Genomic DNA, 20,363 nt, shown 5'->3' with positions numbered 1-20,363 from the left:
ACGCTACTTCGGAGGGCTTCTGAAAAAGAGTCCTTTCTTCATGTTATCGGCCTCTTGTGCACCTGAGAACATGGCACCTCCAAAGTTGAACAACGCGCCGACCACCCGGTCAGGGCCCGAAGAAGTCGTATCGCCTACCCATCCACCGGCCGACGCAAAGAATGCTGTAGTGTTACTGATTTCTCCGGCATTTACGTCCTGCGTTAATCGTACGTACTGTTCTAGCTTCGCTGCCGAAATATCGGCAGCTCCGTTGGAAGCCAGGTTTGAGTTCACCATATCGACTGCTTGGCTGAAAGGTTTGTTACTTTCGACACTACCTAGATGTTCGGCAAGCACAGTACGGTTTGGGATCGCCTCTACCGGCGGTTTTTGAGTGCCGGGCATGAGTGATTTTCTGGCGGTAGAGAATGCACTGGAGATCCAAGATGAATTGTTCGATGCTGGAGGCGCAGCAGGGGGAACTTGGCTGGAGGCACCGGGTAGGGGGGTTCCAGTTCCCCCCGCAGGATAGCCAATCTTGCCGTTGACTCTTTGCGGCATGCGCATTCCCAGTTTTTTCATTAGGGATGCTCCTAGTCTTTGGTTAAGGCTGGGGCGAGCCACAACACCCGGCGTGTACATCCAGCTACGCGAGCGCCCCACTATTCTACTCATGCTATTGGAATGTATCGAAAGGCGAAGGGAGCGTAAGGCGGTCAACGTTGTTGCACGCAATTCTCCAAGTACGCGTCCCAGATATCTGGCTCCGCTATGAACCAAGCTTAGCAGGCCAGCAGCCATTGCCGCCCATCCCAGCTTCTTTGCCAGTTCTGGGTTGCTCTGTTGCACCGACACCTGCGCGATGGTCAAACCTGCATACGCCATCGTCGATCCATATATCACCGCGCTCGCCACCCCGGCCATCTTCGAGGCTGCCGCCGGCGCACTTGCCAGTGCCATCATCACTTGCCCCATAGGTTCCAATGTCCGCGACAACTCCGGGTTCGACTGCCTCAACGCCATCCCGGTCGCCGTGACGGCGGCACCTGCTGTATAGACGATCATCAGGCCGGCGATCACCGGCGCACTGAGGGTACCCGCCGAACCTATGATCATCAGTCCGCCCAAAACCGTCAGCGCACCGAACAACAGCCACTCCCCGACGCTGGCAGCCTGGGGCGCCGTCGTCTCCGTGCTGGGAGCCAGCGCGGCAAGAATGGTATCGAGCCTTGCCAGGCTGTCTGCCTGGGCCTGGCGGCTGAGCATGATGTGGCCACTGGGGTCCTCGAAGTTGACCGGATCGGCTTTCGGGCAGTAGGCACGGTCATTCGGGCCGGCCACACCCAGGGGACTCCAGTCGTCGGGCTGGCAGAACACTTTGTGCTGGGCGTCGTAGAAGCGGTAGCCGTCGCCCAGATGGAACCCCCCCGTCACCCGATCCACCCGCTGGCGGTTGTACCCGACGCCCACCGATTGATTGTCGAGAGTGGCCAGATGGGTTACGCCCCAGGGCGTGAACGTGACCGAATGGCGAACCCAAGCGCCATCCTTGAACTGGTATTCGTCACCCCCCCCGGTCTGCGGGTCGCCGAGCACGAACAGCCATTGATCGTCCAAGGCAACCGCAAGGCCTGCCTGGTCATCCAGCGTCAGGCGCTTGAGCACCTTGCCTGCACCATCCAGCCAGGTTTCCCCACTCAGGCCATTGGCACCATAGTTGAGGATGCGCCGCTGGTTGTTGACTACATCACACTGGGCGATCAGCCGGTCATGTTCGTCGTACTCGTAATAGGTCAGCGGCGTCGTGCCATTCTTGGCAGTCACTGACCTCAGGCGGCCGCTGTCGGTGTAGGCCAGGGACTGTTCGCGCTCGTTGGTCGCCAGGTTGCCGTTGGCGTCGTACGTAAGGAGGACCGTGCGGGTACTGGTAGTGCCGGCAAGGGTCGCGGTACAGGTGATCGCGGTACGCCGAGTCGGATGCATCGCATCGTCGTAGGCATAGTCGCGTACCAGCTTGTCGTTGTTGCTACGCGTGGTCGAGCATTGAGTCATGCTGCCCAGCTCGTCGTATCGGTAAGTCTCTTCCTTGATGGCATAGCCTTCGTCATCCTTGACCTCTTCGCCCGCCACTGCGTCCACCGTCCATTGCTGCAACTCATCGCTGGTGCCGGTCACGCTGGTGTAATAGACGAATGTCTCGGTTCTCGCAAGCGTGCCGTCACGGTACAGCGTCTTGCTTAGCAGCTGGCTGGCCGGTGACCAGGTTTGCTCGTAGCGCACCTTTTCCTGGCCATTCAGCGCATAACTGCGCTTGGTCTCGCGGCCGAAGGCGTCGTAGTCGTACTGCACCTGCAAGCACTGGCCGGTGCGCATGTCCTGCACCGTCAGGCAGGCCAACTGCCCCAGTGCGGTGTATGTGTAATGGTATTCGAGTGATCCCCGGCGCAACCGGCTGCGGTAGCCCTGGGCATTGTCCCAGGCCTGCAGGGGCAGGCCGTTGCTGTTCCAGGTGCCGGTCAGGACGCCGCGCAGGGAGGCCGAACCCTCATCGCGCTGCTGTTGCCCGTGCACCGTCCGTTTGAAGCGCCAGGTGCCCAGCAGCAGCGGCTGCAAGGTTTCGCTGGTGACCAGGCTTTGATAATCCCCCTGCACCGGGCGTTCGGCTTGCATGGCCTGTGTGACCGGGCTCAACCTGAAGGTCACCAGGGGTGTCCTGCTCGTGGTGCTGCTGGCGCTTTGTGCGTACCAGGACAGGCTGCCATCGTCGTTGCGTGCATGGTAAAGGCTGGTGCCATCTGGCTTCACGTAACCGTCTGGTCGGGTTCGCAGCGTTTGGCCGGTATCGCTGCCCCTGACCAGCGTCGACACGCTGCCCTCATTGAACGTGCGGCTGGCCAGCACCCGTTCCGGCGCATTCGCCGACTTCTTCACGCTCATGCGGATCGGGGCGTCGTTCAGGCCTTCATAGGCCCAGGCAAGGATCGATTTGTCCGGTTGGGTCAGTGTTTCTGGGCGCCCCAGGCCGTCGTAGGTGATATCCCAGGTTCTGGTTTGCTTCGCATAGCCGGGAATGTCCTCGGTCACCTGGGTACGTTGGCCTTTCTGGTTGAGGGTCTGGGTGGTCGTGATGGCAGCACCGGCGGCAGGTTTCTCCAGGCCTTTCCAGGTTTCCTGCATCAGGGTGACCGACCCGTCCGCCAGGTTGCGCTGGGTGGATTGCTGGGTGGTCAGTGCGCCTTGCGAGATCAGCCCCAGGGTGGAGCGGGTGGTCAGCGACACATTCCGGTTTGCATCGGTAACCACCGGGTCATGCCCGTGGGCCTGCCAGAACCAGTCCTTGCTCTGCTGGGGCAGCGCTTTGACGTTGTCGATGCGCAGGCCACCCGGCAAATAGTCGAACATCACTTGGCTGGCCATTTGCCCATCACTGTCCCAGGATGTTTCTTCCACCGTGCAGTAGTTGTCGGCACTGTGGTCAGGCCCTGGCACGCGTTGCAGCTCTCGGCGCACGGTGCGTTGCTGGCCATCGTAGTAACACTGCTGGTGACGCCCCTGGGCATCGCACGTCCTGACCCGCTGGCCCTTGCCGTCTTCCGCGTAAAGGACAGATTGCGAGTGGGTGGCTTTCAGCTCGGTAACCAAGCCGCTGGTAAAGGCCTCTTCATTGAACGCATAGGTGTCACTGCGTACGCCCCGGCCCAGGTTATCGTACCGATGGCAGGTGAACGCTATGGCCTTGCCTTCGCTGTCTTGTTGGGTTTCACGCAACAGGCGGCCGGTGCGCGCCGACACGATCTGGCGTTGCAGGATGGCCGTTGCCGTCGAGTAGGGCGTGGTGCGCAGCAGTTCGTAAGTGGCGGCTTGTTGACCGATTGTCACCACCTCGGTCACGGTCTGGGTGTTGCGAGCGTTGTCGTTCTGGTACCACTGGGTGGCGATGCGTTCGCTGCTGCGGACCGCGCCGGCCTGGTGCTGGTAGTTGGCCTGCACCAGGGAGACGGACAGCGCTGTCGGTTTGGCCAGCTTCACGTCCGCCAAGGCCAGGGTGTCGCTGTCGAAGGCTTCGAAGCCTTCAAAGGTCAGCACGGTGTTGGGCAGCAGGGTGCCGTTCTCGTCGCGCTGGTTCAGGGCGTAGCCGAACAGGGTCAGTACCGGGGCCTGGCGGGAACCGTCGGGCAGCAGCAAGTACTGGTATTGCGCACACAGTGGCAGCAGGCCTTTACCAGCCTGCGGGCGCTGGGTGCAGCTGAGCTGGGTGGCATCGGCCAGCGTCCTGCCGGTGCTGCCCGCCGTGGCGTTGGTACCGGTGGTGACCTTGGCCAGTGTCAGCCCTGCAACCAGCTTGCTGATGTCCAGTGGATGGGCGTCGGTTTCGTAGTACCAGAGCCGTGTGTGCAAACCGTCGTCAGTGATGAACTCTATAGGTTCCAGGCCGCCTGGGCGGTAGCGGGTAAGCGCGGTTTCCGTGAGCGAAGTCGCTGGAAGGGTGGCCGATGGGCTGGAGGTGGTCTGATCCGTGCTGGTCATGGCTGCTGTTCCTCGGCAGTGGCGGCGACGCGGAGGTCTTCGACGGTGATGTGCTGCTCAGTTTGCCGCGGCTGGCGCAGCGGCTCGGGCACGGCGTTGTCGGTCTGATAGACATAGCGCGTGATGCGCTGCTGCTCGCCGGGGACCTTCTCGATCAGGCGCGCAAGTTGCGTCACACCACCAGCGCTGTGAGACCACTCCCAGCGGGTGGATGGGACCTGTTCCAGGTCGCTGCCGACTGGCGCGTGTGCGTAGCGGGTGGCTGCAGTGATTCGCTCTTCACCTTCCCAGGCCCAGGCGTGGTGGGTAGACGGTTGTTGGCCACCAGGGACCAAGGTTTGCAGAACGACGCGAGGTAATGAAGAGTTGGTCCGCCAGTCGTAGGCGACCACTTCCCGTGAACCATCGTCCTCGGTAACGCCGCACAATATATTGTCGAGCACTGGCGTCACCGCGTACTGGAAGTGCAGGCGCTGGTCGGGCTTGTCGGGCTGGGAGCCGCTGGATCGAGTCAAACGCCTGAGCAGGCAGTCCTTGATGTCCAGGGTGATGCAGCAACGCTCATCGGTCTCTGGCCAGAGGGTGAAAACACTCTGTTGGCTACCCTTCAGCATTGGCTCGGCGGAGTGTTCGGCCTTGAGCAGAACGTTGACGCCGTCCTTTATTTCCTTCAGGCGGACATGGCCCTTTACGCCTTGCCAGGCCAATTGCAGCGCTCGGCTGTCGGCCTTGAGTTGCAGGGGTACCAGGATCAAGGCATTGCGCTCTACATCGGCAAGTGTCAACGCCATTTCGGTCTTCAGTTTGTTCAGCTCTGTACTATTCGCGGTAACCTGTTTGATTTTTCCCAGGTCCCTACCTAACAAATCGGCGCCCCACGTGGTGTTGATAAAGGCTGCAACAACGGAAGAGAGCTGTATACATCTGGTTTTTTCGTGTTCATCAATTTCTGAACCAACCGTGATACCCATGCCTCCGGCAAGCAAACCACCGAGAATGGACCATATCGGCAGTCCATCTTTTGATGGGGTTTTCAGCTCCTCCAGTGCGGCATCGATTTTCTTGATAATCTCATTGATTTTGCTTTTAAGGCGGTCTTTATATTCTTCGCCACTTTCCAGGTTGTCATGAGTCTGGGGGAGGCCCAATACTTCCTCGTGGCCGTTGAGAAGTTCGATCGTGAGCGTGCGCAGGTGATAGACCTTTCGCTTGCCACCTCCAGCGCTCAACTCTTCGTTAGTCCCTTGGCCTGCTTTGAGGGTATAGCCAAGGCGAACTATCGGCTCGCCATCGATCAGTTGCTTGATTTCATCAATGCTGAACTCATGTACCGTGCCGTTGCCCAGTACCAGGCGCCGGTTTCGATTGTCGTAAGAAGAGAAACCGGAGAAAGCGAAGCCATCGCCGAGAGCGCTTTCGTTGGCACGTAACGGCGAGTAGTTGAACGCCAGTGGGATCGCGGGCGTGTTACCGGAGAGGCTGGACAGCGTTGCAATTGTGTGGTGGAAGTGGAACAGGCCTGTCTGGGGCGAGACGCCATGGGGCTGCGGGCCGGTAGAGGCGAAGAGCTCCGTCCCTGCGGTATTGGCCATATCGGCACACAGTGTGTCCTGCGCAGGCCTTTCAAATACTTCTTTCGTTGTGGTGCAGCTTTGAATCTTCTTCCAGAGAGAAGTTGGCGATAAGATGCCGATCAAGATGCCTGCTGTAGCGCTATCTTCATCTGGTTCGAAAGGGTAGTTTAAATCGATTGTGAGTTCGCCGTCATGTTGGCTGCAGGAGGCTAGAGAAAAGCCTCTATCGATGGCTTGCGTGTCGAGTGCAATGCAGAGTTGCTCCCGTGTGGAGGAGGTGCGAATTTCGATAGTTGCCAGGTGGCTTTGGGTGGTTGCTACATCTGAGAGGACATTTTTGATGAGTTTTCTGTTAAGAAAGGCCCGCGCAAGAGGTTCAATCTCCTGCGCGTCGTTCAAAAGGTTATATCTAAAACTCGTGTATCCTTTAATAATATATAGGATGGCGTCAGGGGCTTTTTGAGGGATAGGGCCGATAGGCTGAAATTTTTGCGCGATTACATATACGCTTTCCGCTCTGCGGTCGCGTAAATTTAGGAGCTCGACTGTGTCGAATGTTGTTAGTGTGTGTGGAATGAATATATTGATTTGCATCGGTTTTTTCTGGATTCTTTCCTCGAGATAATTTATGCACCACAATCCTTCCTGAAAGATTTTCAAGTATAAATAAAGTGCGGGGTCTATGTAATTTTCGTGTATTCCCAGTTTGTCTGTATCAGCTTTGAGGATGTGGTTGTTATATTCCTGTATTGGTCCATTCGTGATGAGTTTGTCGATGTAAAATGGAGTGCTGTGGTTCTCAGCCGCTATGGGCGCTGGAATTATTTTTTCCAGTGTTGTCTGTAAATGAAGCGCAGTTGCTTCGCACAATTTCCAATGGTTCACGGAGGTGCTGGAAGCATTGGGCTCGATGCTGAGTCCAAGCCAAACAACCCCGTTTTGTTTCAAGTGCTCTTCAAGCGTGTTCGCCAGCTGGGCCCGCTTTGCTGCCTGGTCGAGTGAAGACTCCATCGCCGGCAAAGTAATGGATGAATTGTGGCAGAGGTATCCCGTGCGCGTATCGTGGCTCTCGATGAGCAACTGGAAACTGTCGTCGCCAAGACAGGCGTCAAGCACGGCATCGATATCCGCGCCCGAGCGACTTGACCAGGCAGGTGTTGCCAAGGGCTCGCTCATCCAGATGCGAAGTGGCACCGCTGCGCGTAGGCAACGCCATGTCGAGGCAGGGGCCGTGCCGCCGCTGCTTGCCTGTTCCAGCTTGATGTAGGGTGCCAGGGGACTGCCAGCCAACTGGCGAGCCAACGCGCTCGGCCACTGCTCCTGCGCTTGTGTTGCATCACTTGGGCGGAACGTGAACGGCGATCCCGGCAGCGGTGCGCCCGTTACATGATCGTGTACCGCAATCATCACCTCGTTGTCCAAGGCCAGGCCCGAGTTCACGGTGAATGATGCGTGCTCCAGCCAAATGACGGATTCAAGTTGCACAGAAAGGTCGGACAGTTGCGGTATCCAGAGCTGATTACCCTGCTCCGCGGGCGTGATGCTGATGCCATCGTCCTGGAGTTTGCCGGCCCTTAGCATCGCACTGTGCTGGTTGAGGAACTCGCACATCTGTTTGCTCCAGCTGCCGCGGGTGCTGTTCGCTTCGGGTTGGTAAAAATGAGATTCGTACAGGTGCTGGCTGGTCCTGTGGCGTACTTGTATGCAAATACGTTCTCCCAAAGGCGGCTCTGCATCTGGAAGCCGCAGTGCACTGACCTGATTGGCCTTGAACGGAAGGTTGCTGAGCAGCTTGCAATGCGAATCAAACGCCCACAAACGATCGACCTGGCCTTTCTCGATGTTGTTGTAACCCGTGAAGGTTTGCGAGGTGGGGGCATCGGTGTTTTCGGTAAACTCGGCGTCGTCCGAGAGATGCCCGGCCTGGAGCAGCACGGAACCCTCGACCAGCGTGCGGTCGGCCTGGATCGCCTTGACAAGTGCAGCCGGCCAGGCCACGCGGGCTTTGTTGGCTTCGGTCGCTTTCAGCGAGACGGTTTTCAGCACGCGCCCGTCGATGGGGTCGACGGCCCACACGTGAACGCTTTCGTCCAGCTGCAGGTCCCGGTCCGCCAGCACATGGCAGGGGCTTGCCCAAACGCAATCACCTGTGCCCAACTCACTGCGCTCGAAGCCTGTCATGCAGGGCAGCTCGGCCAACGGGTCGGCCGTAAGCGCAGGAGGGGTATTGGGTACCTCACGATTGGGTAACGCAAGATCGGGTAGCTCAAGCACATAATCAGGTGCGATGGCATGCACGAATGCCTGGTATCGGGTGGCTTCCAAGTCCACGAAGTCAGGCGCTGGAGTGTCGCGGAGAAAAAAGAAGACGTAGCTCAACTCATCGTATGGGAAATCACCAGTGGAGATTTTCTTTAAAAACCTGGGGTTGGCAATTTCGATCTGCAAAGCTTCGGTGTCATCATCGTGGATGAGCGATACCACGCTTGGGTTTTTACCCTCTGAAACCTTGCCGACCTGAAAATAGGCATGAGTTTTATCTAATCGTCTTTCGAGTAGGAGTGGGTAAGGGAGGGTATGAAGTTTATCGTGGTAGCTGGCCTTCACCAGCCTCCAGCCTCTCTTGAAAAACTCGGAAAATTCGTTCGCTATTTCTTGCTTTGATTTTTCAAGTGACTCGAAGCTTTTGATATCGCTCCAGTGTAAATTTTCCAAATCTGCATATTTGGGCGTTGGCGTGAAGCTAAAGTACTCATCCTTGTAAGTTCCCCAGTAGCGGGCACAGCCGTTGACAGTGACGGGGTCGCCTGAATTGAAATATCTGAATACATCCATTTCGTTGTAGACGTTTATAGTGCTTAACTCAATGGCCCTCTCAATCTCTCCGCGCAATTCGTACGAGCTGAAGCTTTGAGTATCATAGGGATCTTCTGGAACTGGCAATGCTCGGCTGACCTGAGTGATCATGTCGTGCGTCAGCAGAGATGACCTGCGCGCCACCATGATCACTGAAAGCCTGTCTTTGGTAGTAGATGCTTTCCAGCATGTTTCACGCCCTATAAGCGTGGTGAAGAGTTCATGTTTTGATACATGCTCAACAACATCAGCGTCCTTGGACGGTTTGAGTAGCTCACGCAGCCAGGAGAGGGTTTCGGGATTTTTTCTACTGAGCTCATTTGGCGCCAGTTCATGTTCGAGTTTCCATTGAGCCGGCGCTACTCGCACATCGCTATGATTTGTAAGTGATTGAGAAATCTCCCAGGCTACAAACGCTTTAGGTAACCTCGACAAGTACTTTCGGGCAGCGGTGTGCGACAAAACGGTTGGGTATTTCATGCCCTTATAAAAATCTTCAGCGAATTCTGAAATACCATACAGCGGGACCTGCTCAGTAATCAGCTTGAACTTCTGCAGCAGCGTTCTGACTTGCGCCTGTTCGGGCGAACTGGTGAACACAAGCTTGTGAGTGCTCTGTTTGTTAACGTTCGTGCACGCCAAAACCCGATTGATCTCGGACTCGATCCCCCATATAAAACTAAGAGGCCCGTCATCAATTGTGTAACCGACCGCCACTCGGACAGTATTTTCTCTGCCAAACAGTATGTCCTCAGCGGGCGACAGTACCTTGGGAAGCTGAGATACAAACTTCTGACGTCTCTCTGCTAATTTTTCTTCAGCCTCACGAATCCTGAATTCTGAGTAGAAATATAAATGATCCCAATACTTCGTTGCAACATTGAAATTTTGTTTGTTTTCACTCGAAAGAACCCTGATGCGATCCTCCCATATGTCTTGGAGATAGCAATCATAGCCTGCCTTGTCGCTGGATAGTTCTGAGTTCAAAATATGTATATGGCTATTCTCGCCTAGCCCAAGAACTTCAAGCATTGCTTTTGTGTACATGTGTGCCTCCATTGGCAACTTTACACCATGCAACCCATGCAGGCGGGTTGGTTATAGATTGGGTAAAAAATATATTTAGGCTGGCATTGAAAAGCGTCAACTAGTAAAAATATCAGTTGACAGCGTAGGTCGTAGGCGCGCTTCCTTGCCTCTGCCGAAAGCAGGGCATCGGATTCAATGGGGCACGCAGGGCCTGGAGCTCTGGCATGGGCCAGCCAAGGACTGCGGCGGCACTGGCGCAGATCCAGGGCGCTGAGTCCTCAGAACGCGTTGCGGTTTCGAGGGTGGGCATTTGCTTTCGTGCCAAAAAAGATTCTGTAGCCTCAGTGCGTTACCTTTGTGGCACAGACGCCAGTATCACCGTCGTCATCACCCAGCCACACTCATTGGGCTTATTCACTCGCTTGCCAGGCCTGCCGCTGTCGCTGCGCCACAGCACTTCAACGCTGCACGTATCAACGCAATTTTCTTCGTTGCCTGGGAATGGCTCTGCGGCATTAGGCATGCCTAGGTATGCGGAAGAGAATTGTATTCCATCTCAATTGACATCAATTATCATTTACCAATAAGATCTCGCGCACCCAATTTCCAGTCGGTTCATACAAGGGAATTCGAATGCCGATGGACAATGTCGAAGAGTTGCTTGCCCTGTTGCAGAGCGATGCCCAGGCACAGCCAGACCCGCTCCGCAGGCGCGCCCATGAGGGGCCGCAACCGCTCTCTTTCGCCCAGCAGCGCCTGTGGTTCCTGCAGCGCCTGGCACCGCTTTCCACCGCCTATAACCTCACTCGCGCCTTTCTGTTCAACGGCGAGCTGAATGTGCAGGCCCTGCGCCAGGCATTCTCTTCGTTGGTCGAACGGCACGGCGTGCTGCGTACGCGCTTCATCGAAATTGACGGCGAGCCGCGCCAGGAGATGCTGGCCGAGGCCGCATTCGTTCTGCACCAGCGGTCGTTCCCCGACGTGGCCGCGGCCGCACGACACGATCATCTGCAGGGTTTGTTGAGCATCGAGGACGGCACGGCCTTCGACCTGTCCCAGGCCCCCTTGCTCAAGGTCGAACTGGTCCGCTACGACGCAACCTGCCACGGGCTGTTGCTGAAGATGCACCACATCGTCAGTGATGCCTGGTCCAACCCGATATTGGTGGGCGACCTGGCCAGCGCCTATGCCCAGGCACTGCGCGGCGATACCCCGCAGTTGCCAGCGTTGCCGGTGCAATACGTCGACTACGCACTGTGGCAGCGTGAGCGCCTGGACGGCGCACAATACCAGGCCGACCTGGACTACTGGAAACAGTATCTGGGCACCCAGGTGCCAGTGCTGGAGCTGCCCACCGATTATCCCCGTCCGGCGCAGCAAGGGCTGCGCGGGCAACGCCTGCGTTGGCAACTGCCCGCCGCCCAGGCCGAGCAGGTCCAGGCCTTCTGCCGCGCCAACGGCAGCAGCGCCCTGGTGATCCTGCTGGCCGCCTGGCAGGTGCTGCTGGCGCGCTACAGTGGCCAGCCCAGCTTCGCCGTGGGTGTGCCCCACGGCGGGCGCAACCACGAAGCACTCGATGGCTTGCTGGGCTTTTTCGTCAATACCCTGGTCTACCGCGTCGACCTGGCCCCGCACTTGAGCGGCCGCGCGCTGTGCGAGCGGCTGCGCCATGAGTCGCTCAACGCCTTGCAACATGCCGAGCCGCCATTCGAACTGTTGCTCGAACACCTTGAGGTGCAGCGCGATGTCAGCCGCACCCCGGTGTTCCAGGCCATGTTCAACCTCAGCAGCGGGGCGGCGATCGATTTCAGCCTGCCCGGCTTGCATATCGAGCGCGTCCTGCCCGCCCAGGACAGCGCCAAGTTCGACCTCACGCTGGATGTCGCGGTGCGCCCTGACGGGATCTTCTGCGAACTGGAATACAGCCTCGAGCTGTTCGCCCCAACTACCATCGAACGCCTCGCCAGCAGTTACGGCCTGCTGCTAGATGGCTTGATCGGCCAGCCCGACACGCCAGTTTGGCAACTGCCGCTGCTGGCGCCGGCGCAGCGTCAGCATCAATTGGAGCGCTGGAACGCCAGCGAACTGGCCCTGCAGCCGGGGCAGGATATGCTTGCGCTGTTCGAGCGCCAGGTGCTGGCCGCGCCGCAGCGCTGTGCCCTGATGTGTGGCGGGCAAACCCTGAGCTACGCTGAGCTCGACGCCCGGGCCAATCGCCTGGCCCATTGGTTGCGGGCCAATGGCGTAGCTTGCGACGAGCGGGTAGGCATCTGCCTGGAGCGCGAAGCCGAGCTGCTGGTAGCACTGCTGGCCGTGCACAAGGCGGGTGGCGCCTACCTGGCGATCGACCCCGGGCAACCGGCTGCGCGCAACAGCGATATTCTCGGCCAGGCCCGCCCACGGTTGGTGCTGACCCGCGCGACCCTGCAACAGGTGCTCGGCAATGCCGGCCGGGTGGTACTGCTGGAAACCCTGGACGACGCCCTGAGCCAACTGCCGCAGAGCCCCCTGGGCCTGCCCGTGCACCCCCGCCAGCTGGCCTACACCTTGTACACCTCGGGCTCCACCGGGCGCCCCAAAGGCGTCGACATCGAGCGCGAGGCGTTCGTCAATTTCCTCCATGGCATCCAGGCTCATGTGCAACTGAGCGCCGCCGACCGGCTGCTGGCGGTGACCACCCTGGGCTTCGATATCGCCGGCCTGGAGCTGTTCCTGCCACTGGTCCACGGCGCCACCGTGGTGCTGGCAAGCCGCGCCGACAGCCAGGACCCGACGGCATTGCTGGGGTTGATGGCACGCCATGGCATCAGCGTGATGCAGGCTACGCCCGCCACCTGGCAGATGCTGGTCGAACACGACTCGCCGGCCTGGGCCGGCCTGCGCCTGCTGTGCGGTGGCGAGGCGCTCAAGGCCGAGCTGGCCGAGCGCCTGCTGGCGCGCAAGGTACAGCTGCTCAATGTCTACGGCCCGACCGAAACCACGGTGTGGTCGGCGGCGCAAGCGGTCGAGCAGGTGACCAGCGCGGTGTTGCCGATTGGCCGGCCGCTGGCCAACAACCGCTTGTATGTGCTCGATGACTGCCTCGAACCGGTGCCGGTGGGCGTGGCGGGCGACCTGTACATCGGTGGCGCTGGTGTGGCCCGGGGTTATGCCGATCGCCCCGAACTGACCGCCGCCGCCTTCGTGCCCAACCCGTTTGCCCAGGCCTCGGCGCCAGGGGCCCAGGCCGGCAGCCGGCTGTACCGCACCGGCGACCGTGCACGCTACCGCGCCGATGGCAGCCTGGAGTTCCTCGGGCGCAGCGACTTCCAGGTCAAGCTGCGCGGTTTCCGTATCGAACTGGGCGAGATCGAAAGCGCACTGGCAGCCTTGCCGGGTGTCACCCAGGCCGTCGTCGCGCTGCGTCAGGCGGCGGCCGGCCAGGACCTGCTGGTGGCCTACCTGTGCCTGGGTGCCGGCACCTTCGACACCTTCGACACGTTCGCGGCGCAGCAGCGCCTGCGCCTGCAACTGCCGGCCTACATGGTGCCGAGCGCGTTCGTGGTGTTGCAGCGCCTGCCGTTGAACGCCAATGGCAAGGTCGACCGCAAGGCGCTGCCCGAGCCGCAGTGGGACGCCGCCGCTGCCTGCGACGACGTGCCCCTGGCTGGCCCATTGCAGGAGGGGTTGGCGCAGATCTGGCGCGAGGTGCTGGGTATCTGGCCGATCGCCCCGAGCGCCGAACTGTTCCGCCTGGGCGCGCAGTCCCTGCAACTGGTGCGGATCCAGGCGCGGATCCGCCAGCAGTTCGCCTGCGAAATCGCCCTGGCCCAGTTGTTCGCCAACCCGGTGCTGGCCGACATGGCAGCGTTGATCGAACAGGCCTGCGCCACGCCGGTCGTCGATGAGCTGGCCGAGATCGAAAAACTGTTGCTCGCCTTCGAGTAAGCCATTCGGGCCATCGCACAGGCCCCCGAGGATTCCGCATGTCCCTGTTTCTCTCCCTGCTCAAGCGTCACCGTGGCCTGCTCGGCCTGGGCCTGCTGGCCAGCCTGGTCAGCGCGGCCGCTGGCATCGGCCTGATCAACGAGATCAACCGGTTGATCGCTGGCAGCGTCAGCATGACCCCGGTGCTGGGGGCGATGTTCGTCGGCCTGCTGGTAGTGCTGTTCGGCTTCGGTTTCGGCGCCCAGGCGCTGCTGACGGCACTGGGCCACCGAGTGGTCTACGAACTGCGCCTGCAGATGGTCAAGCGCCTGCTCGACACCTCCATCGAACAACTGGAAAAGATCGGTGAAGCCAGCCTCTATGCGACCCTGAGCAAGGACATCGTCAGCATCGGCCAGGCTTTCAACCGCATGCCGTTCGTGTTCTACAACCTGCTGCTGATGCTCGGTGGCTGCCTGTACATGGCCTGGCTGTCCTGGCAGTTGCTGCTGATATGCGTGGTCGGTCTGGGCCTGGGCACCTGGCTGGCGCACGGCTGGTTCGCCCGGATGCGCCAGTTGATGCTACGCGTGAGGGAAACCGACGATCGCCTGTATGCCGCCTACCAGGGTGCCATCGAAGGGCGTTTCGAACTGGCTCTCAATGCCCGGCGCAAGGAGCGCTTCTACGCCCTCGACCTGCAGCCGGCTGCCGAATATGCCCGGCGCAACGAGGTCCACGCCGACCGCTACTGGACCTTGAGCCTGAACTGGACCGTGGCGCTGATCCTCGCCCTGGCCGGCGGGCTGTTCGCCGCTGGCGCCTGGCTGGGGGTGGGCAATGGCGTGATCGCCGCCTTCGTGCTGGTGCTGATGTTCCTGCGCATGCCGCTCAACGACCTGATCGGCAGCCTGCCGACGCTGGTGGCGGGCAATGTGTCGCTGGCCAAGATCCAGACCCTGGCCTTCGCCGACGAGCGCAGTGGGTTCATGGCCGACAGCGGCCAGCCCGACCCCAGCCAACCGCTGCTCGAATTGCAGGCGCTGAGCTATGACTACCCGCCGCAGGGCGATGACTACGGCTTCCGCCTGGGGCCGGTGAACCTCAGCGTCGCCAAGGGTGAGATCCTGTTTATCGTCGGCGGCAACGGCAGCGGCAAGTCGACCCTGGCCAAGCTGCTCACCGGCCTCTACGAACCCAGTGCCGGCGCGCTCAAGCTGCACGGCGTCGCCATCACCCCGGCACTGCGTGACTGGTACCGGACGCATTTCTCTACGGTGTTTTCCAGCTTCTACCTGTTCGAACGCCTGGTCGGCCCGCAGGGTGACTTCGACCCGCAATTGGCCCAGGCCTGGCTGGAACGCCTGCGCATGCAGCGCAAGGTGAGTATCGATGCGCAGGGTGGGTTGTCCACCACCCGCTTGTCGCAAGGCCAGCGCAAGCGCCTGGCATTGCTGGTGGCATTGGTCGAGGAGCGGCCGATCCTGTTGCTCGACGAGTGGGCCGCCGACCAGGACCCGGGCTTTCGCGCGTTCTTCTACCGCGAGCTGCTGCCTGAACTCAAGGCCCAGGGCAAGACCATCATCGCCATCAGCCACGACGACCACTATTTCTCGGTTGCCGACCGGGTGCTCAAGTGCGACGGCGGCCAGCTCTACCCCTATGAGCATGGCGCGATCAGTACGGCACCAGGTAGTTGTTCCGTTCTGCCCGCGTCGGTGTAGCCGACGCAAAACACCTCGCATCACATAAAAACAAATGGCCTGAAAAGGCCACGCAAAGGAGCTCGCGGTATGTGTCAAATTGAAAAGGGCCGGCAGCCGATCAAGACGGGTAGCTGGCTGCTGGCCCCTCTGGTGAGCAGCAGCGTGCTGCTTGCGCCGATGGCCTGGGCCGAGGAAAGCACCGGGGAGCAGGTGCCACCGTCTTCGATCACCTTGCCGGAGCAGACCATCGTCGGCATGCAGACCGAAGCACCGACGGTTTCGGTAGGCACTAAGGTACCGCTGCGCCTGAAGGAAGTGCCGCAGACCATCAACGTAATCGGCCAGGAACGCATCCAGAAGCAGAACCTCTATACCCTTGAGGATGCACTGGGCAAAGTGGGCGGTGTGACCGTGCAGCGCATCGACGCCAGCCGCCTGAGCTTCTTCGCCCGCGGCTTCGAGATCACCTCGCTGCAGCTGGACGGCACGCCGACCACCATGGACAACCGGATCTTCCTGTCCCCGGACCTGACCATGTATGACCGCGTCGAAGTGCTCAAGGGGCCGTCCGGCAGCCTGACCGGCGCGGGTGGCCCCGGCGGCAGCATCAACCTGGTGCGCAAGCGGCCGATGGCCGACCCCGCGGTATCCGCCGAAATCAGCGCCGGCTCCTGGGACGCCTACCGTGGCATGGTCGATGTCACTGGCCCGCTGACCGAAACCGGCAACATCCGCGGGCGCCTGGTGCTCAGCGAAAACAAGACGGCATTCCCCTACGACGGCAGCGGCAAGCGCGAAACCAGCCAGGCCTATGGCATCGTCGATATCGACCTCACCCCGGACACGGTCTGGACGATCGGCGCCAGCAACCAGAACACCGACATCCGTGGCGCCCAGCGTTCCCTGCCGGCGTTCCGCTACATCAACAGCGCCGGCGAAGCGGCCATGTCGCTGCCGGATGTATCGCGCAAGAACTTCTACGGCGCCAACTGGAACCGCGATTATTTCTGGAGCGCCTCGGTGTTCACCGAACTCGAGCACCAGCTCGGTGGCGGCTGGAAGACTAAGCTGTCGGTCCGCCATGCCGACAACAACTACGACCTGACCCAGGCCTACGCGCGCAACGGCGGTGGTATCGACCCGGCCGACAACCTGGTGTCGATGAACTCGATCATGTTCGACTACCGCGAGAAACAGGACGAAGTGGACCTGTACGCCGACGGCCCGTTCAGCCTGTTCGGCCGCGAGCACAAGCTGCTGGTGGGTACCAACTATTCGCGTTCGGAGTTTTCCTCCAACGGCGGCTACTATTCCCGTTTCCTCGGCGATGTCGATTTGTACGACCCGCAGGCGAACTTCCCTTACCCAGCGTTCCCCGACTCCGATCGGCTGCCCACGAACGTCGCCAACAGCCGCACCAAGGCGGTCTACGGCAACCTGCGCTTGAGCCTGGCCGAGCCGTTGACCCTGGTCCTGGGCGGGCGCGTCACCTGGCTCGACATGCACCGCAGCCAGCACCAGCCCGAGGCCGGTTCGCCGTCGGAAAAAAGCAGCCAGAGCGAGTCGCAGAAGTTCACCCCGTTCTATGGCCTGATCTACCAACTGAACGACACCTACTCGCTGTATGCCAACTACGCCGAGGTGTTCAACCCGCAGCCGGTCAGCAACCTGGACATCAACAACAACATCATCGAGCCGATCGAAGGCAAGCAGCACGAGCTGGGGATCAAGGGTGAATTCCTCGACGGCGCGGTAAACGCCTCGTTGGCGGCGTTCCAGATCGAGGAAGAGAACCGTGCCGTTCCCGACATGAACGACCCGTCGTCGCGGGCCGTGGTGGCCGGTGGCAAGGCGCGAACCCGTGGCTACGAGCTGGAAGTCAGCGGCCAGATGACCCCGGACTGGTTCCTCACTGCCAACTTCACCCACACCTACAAGCGCTACGACAGCCCCAACGAGCAGCTGCAGACCTACCTGCCGAAGAACATGCTGCGCGTCTGGACCCTCTACAAGCTGCCGGGCGAGTTCGAGAAGTGGAGCGTGCAAGGTGGGGTGAGCGTGGTCAGCGAGACCTACAACAAGCTCAACGTGCCGAGCATCGACATGAACGGCACCAAGCTGCAGCAAAGTGGCTACGCCCTGTACGATGCCGGTATTGGCTACCAGATCAACGAGAACCTGTCGGCCGACCTGCTCGGCACCAACCTGGCCAACAAGAAGTACTACCAGCGCATCAACACCTTCCAGGATGGCAACATCTTCGGCGACCCGCGCGCGGTATCGTTCACCCTGCGTGCCAAGTTCTGAGGCGTGACAGTGGCGTGACCTGGCGGCATGCTGCGCCGAGGTCGCGCTGCACTTGATGCCGAACAAGGAGGCCCGGTTGAAACGCCACTTATCGAACACTGCCGCCAGGCACGGCCGACAGCGCGCGCTATGGCTGCTGCTGGCGATGTTGCTGGCCTACCTGTTCACCTGGGCGCTCAGCGCCCAACTTGCGTTGACGCTGGCCTGGCTGGGGCAGGCGCGCAGCGAGGCGGTACTGAGCAGTTCGATCGCTGCCTTCGTCTTGTACCCGGCCCTGGTGCTGTGGCTTTTCTGCGCGCGCCGTGCTCGGCGTAACGCCCTGTGGCTGACTGCCAGCGCCTTGGTGCTGCTGACCATGCAGCGCCTGCTGGTGGAGGCCGGCTGATGTTCGACAGTGTTCGCCAGGCCTTGCTGTGGGCGCACCGGGTGCTCGGCGTGGGCTTTTCCGGGCTGTTGCTGATCGCCTTCTTCATGGGCAGCCTGGCGTTGTATGACCGCGAACTGGACAGCTGGATGCTGCCAGCGCTGCGCGCGGCGCCGTCCACCACGCCGTTGTCGCTGGACCGCCAGGTGCTGCCCCAGGTGGCCAGCCTGAGCGACGGCAAGGCGCTGTTGCAGTGGTATGTCGAATTGCCCGATGCACGCCGCCCGCTGCTGCGCTTCCAGGCCTGGAGTGTCGACCGCGAAGGCTTCAGCCGCTTTCTGCAGCCAGGCGGGCAGGGCGCGCTGGAGGTGGCCGGCAGCCGTGGCGGCGACTTCTTCTACCGTTTGCACTACACCCTGAACATCCAGGCCTGGAACCTCGGTACCAGGCTGTTGGGGCTGGCCGCCATGGTCGGGCTGATCGCCTTGATCGCCGGGGTGTGCATCCATGCGCGGTTGTTTCAGGACCTGTTCACCCTGCGTGCCAACAAGGCCCCCCGGCGCCTGCTCGACCTGCACAATCTCACCGGTGTGCTGGCCTTGCCGTTTCATGCGCTGATCCTGCTGAGCGGCTTGCTGATTCTGTTTCCGCTGTACCTGCCTGCTGCCATCGAGACGCTGTACCCCGGCCAGGCCGGGCAGTTCGCGGTACAAGCCGATGCTGCCTACAGCCGCCCGGCAACCGGCAGCCCGGGGCCGCTGGCCTCGCTCGATGGCATGCTGACCCAGGCTCGCCAGCACTGGGGCGGGGGCATGCCGGCATTTGTCAGGGTGTGGCATCCCGGCGACGCCAATGCCTATGTCGAGATCAGCCGCAGCGTGGCCGACCGCCTGAGTGTGGACGGGCAAACCTTGTACTTCGACGGCGCCAGCGCACGCTTGCTGCATGCCGCGAAGTTGCCCGCAGCGGCGGCGACCGTGGATCTACTGGCTGGCCTGCATGTGGCGCATTTCCATCAACCGGCGCTGCGCGCGTTGTACTTTTTCGCCGGCCTCAGTGGTTGCGTGATGCTTGCCAGCGGCTTGCTGTACTGGTTGGCCAAGCGCCGCCTGCAGCAGCCCGGCCGGGAATGGGGCACGTTGGCGATGACCCTGCTGTGCAGCGTGCTGATTACCGGCATGCCACTCGCCACGCTGGGCATGCTGCTGGCCAACCGCTGCTTGCCCGCGGGCCTTGCCGGGCGCGCCGACTGGGAAGTCCAGGTATTCTTTGGCGTCTGGCTGCTGGCTGGCGTGCACGCCTTGTGGGTGATTGGTCGCTGCGCCCATGCCCGTGCCCCTTGGGCAAGCCAGTGCCTGGCGATCGCTGCCCTGGCGTTGCTGGCGGTGCTGGCCAATGCCTGGAGCACCGGCGATCATCCGCTGCGTGCACTTGGCCAAGGCCTGTGGGCAGTAGCCGGGGTCGACCTGGTACTGCTGGCCTGCGCGGTGCTGGCTGGCAGCCTGGGCTGGCGCTTGCGACGACGCGCCGCGATGACGCATCGGTTAGCGGAGACTGAGGATGCTTGAAGGGCTGCTCAGCGTAGCGGTGTTAGGTTTGCAACTGCTGGGGCTGTCGGCCCTGGCCCTGAGCCAGGCGCAGCATTGGCAGCGAGTGCTGCAGCCACGGCAGTTTCCCGGCACGCGAGGCTTGCGGCTGGCGGCGCTGCTGCTATCGGCGTTGGCCTTGCTGGTGAGCGTGGGTGGCCTGGGGCTGGCGATGGGTGCGCTGTTCTGGGTGCTTGCGCTGCTGCCGTGCGGCTTGGCCGTAGCTCTGCTGCTGTACTGGCTCCAGGCATGAAAAACTGTGAGATGCGCCGGCTTCGCGTTGACGCTGTACCTGTAGGAGCGGATTTATCCGCGAAGCAGGCGACGCGGTGGATGGCACGGGCTTCGCCCGTGTTCGCGGGGCAAGCCCGCTCCCACAGGGACCGCGCCAGCTTTTAGAAAATGAGCAAGACAATTGCTCCTGCAGGTGCAGCGTCAACCCGAAGCCGGCGGCGCGGTGGTTGGCACCGGCTGTGCCGGTGATCGTGGCTGAAGCCGTTCATTTGAATGGCCGCCGTAGCTGCGG

General features: G+C 60.9%; 8 protein-coding genes. 6 read left to right on the top strand and 2 right to left on the bottom strand.

Going from position 1 to position 20,363, the window contains the following annotated elements:
• Positions 1-3: 3 nt before the first annotated feature.
• Positions 4-4,509 carry an RHS repeat domain-containing protein gene (locus B4L76_RS21950; protein WP_296235218.1) on the bottom strand — a complete coding sequence of 1,502 codons (4,506 nt, stop codon included), beginning with the start codon at positions 4,507-4,509 and terminating at the stop codon, positions 4-6.
• Entirely contained in the window at positions 4,506-9,986 is a 5,481-nt protein-coding gene (locus B4L76_RS21945) for a hypothetical protein (RefSeq protein WP_296235217.1), read from the bottom strand. Before B4L76_RS21945 ends, B4L76_RS21950 begins: the two co-directional genes overlap by 4 nt.
• A 615-nt stretch (positions 9,987-10,601) precedes the next feature.
• On the opposite strand from B4L76_RS21945, the gene B4L76_RS21940 reads away from it, so the two are divergent.
• The 6 genes from B4L76_RS21940 (at position 10,602) to B4L76_RS21915 (ending at position 20,090) form a co-directional block, all read left to right on the top strand.
• Positions 10,602-13,895, top strand: a complete 3,294-nt coding sequence (locus B4L76_RS21940) for an amino acid adenylation domain-containing protein (protein ID WP_296235216.1) — start codon at positions 10,602-10,604, stop codon at positions 13,893-13,895.
• 38 nt (positions 13,896-13,933) lie between these two features.
• Positions 13,934-15,598 carry a cyclic peptide export ABC transporter gene (locus tag B4L76_RS21935; RefSeq protein WP_296235215.1) on the top strand — a complete coding sequence of 555 codons (1,665 nt, stop codon included), beginning with the start codon at positions 13,934-13,936 and terminating at the stop codon, positions 15,596-15,598.
• 69 nt (positions 15,599-15,667) lie between these two features.
• Positions 15,668-17,887 (top strand): TonB-dependent siderophore receptor, encoded by a 2,220-nt coding sequence (locus tag B4L76_RS21930; protein WP_296235214.1) that lies wholly within the window; start codon positions 15,668-15,670, stop codon positions 17,885-17,887.
• 76 nt (positions 17,888-17,963) lie between these two features.
• Complete coding sequence (locus B4L76_RS21925) at positions 17,964-18,272, top strand: hypothetical protein (RefSeq protein WP_296235213.1); 309 nt, start codon at positions 17,964-17,966, stop codon at positions 18,270-18,272.
• Positions 18,272-19,819 carry a PepSY-associated TM helix domain-containing protein gene (locus B4L76_RS21920; protein WP_296235212.1) on the top strand — a complete coding sequence of 516 codons (1,548 nt, stop codon included), beginning with the start codon at positions 18,272-18,274 and terminating at the stop codon, positions 19,817-19,819. Before B4L76_RS21925 ends, B4L76_RS21920 begins: the two co-directional genes overlap by 1 nt.
• Positions 19,812-20,090 carry a DUF3325 family protein gene (locus tag B4L76_RS21915; RefSeq protein WP_296235211.1) on the top strand — a complete coding sequence of 93 codons (279 nt, stop codon included), beginning with the start codon at positions 19,812-19,814 and terminating at the stop codon, positions 20,088-20,090. The genes B4L76_RS21920 and B4L76_RS21915 overlap by 8 nt, the downstream gene beginning before the upstream one ends.
• The last annotated feature ends 273 nt before the right edge of the window (positions 20,091-20,363 follow it).

This window comes from Pseudomonas sp. UBA4617 (assembly GCF_002386445.1).
In the GTDB taxonomy this organism is placed as follows: Bacteria; Pseudomonadota; Gammaproteobacteria; order Pseudomonadales; family Pseudomonadaceae; genus Aquipseudomonas.
This window is presented reverse-complemented; position numbering and strand designations above follow the sequence as displayed.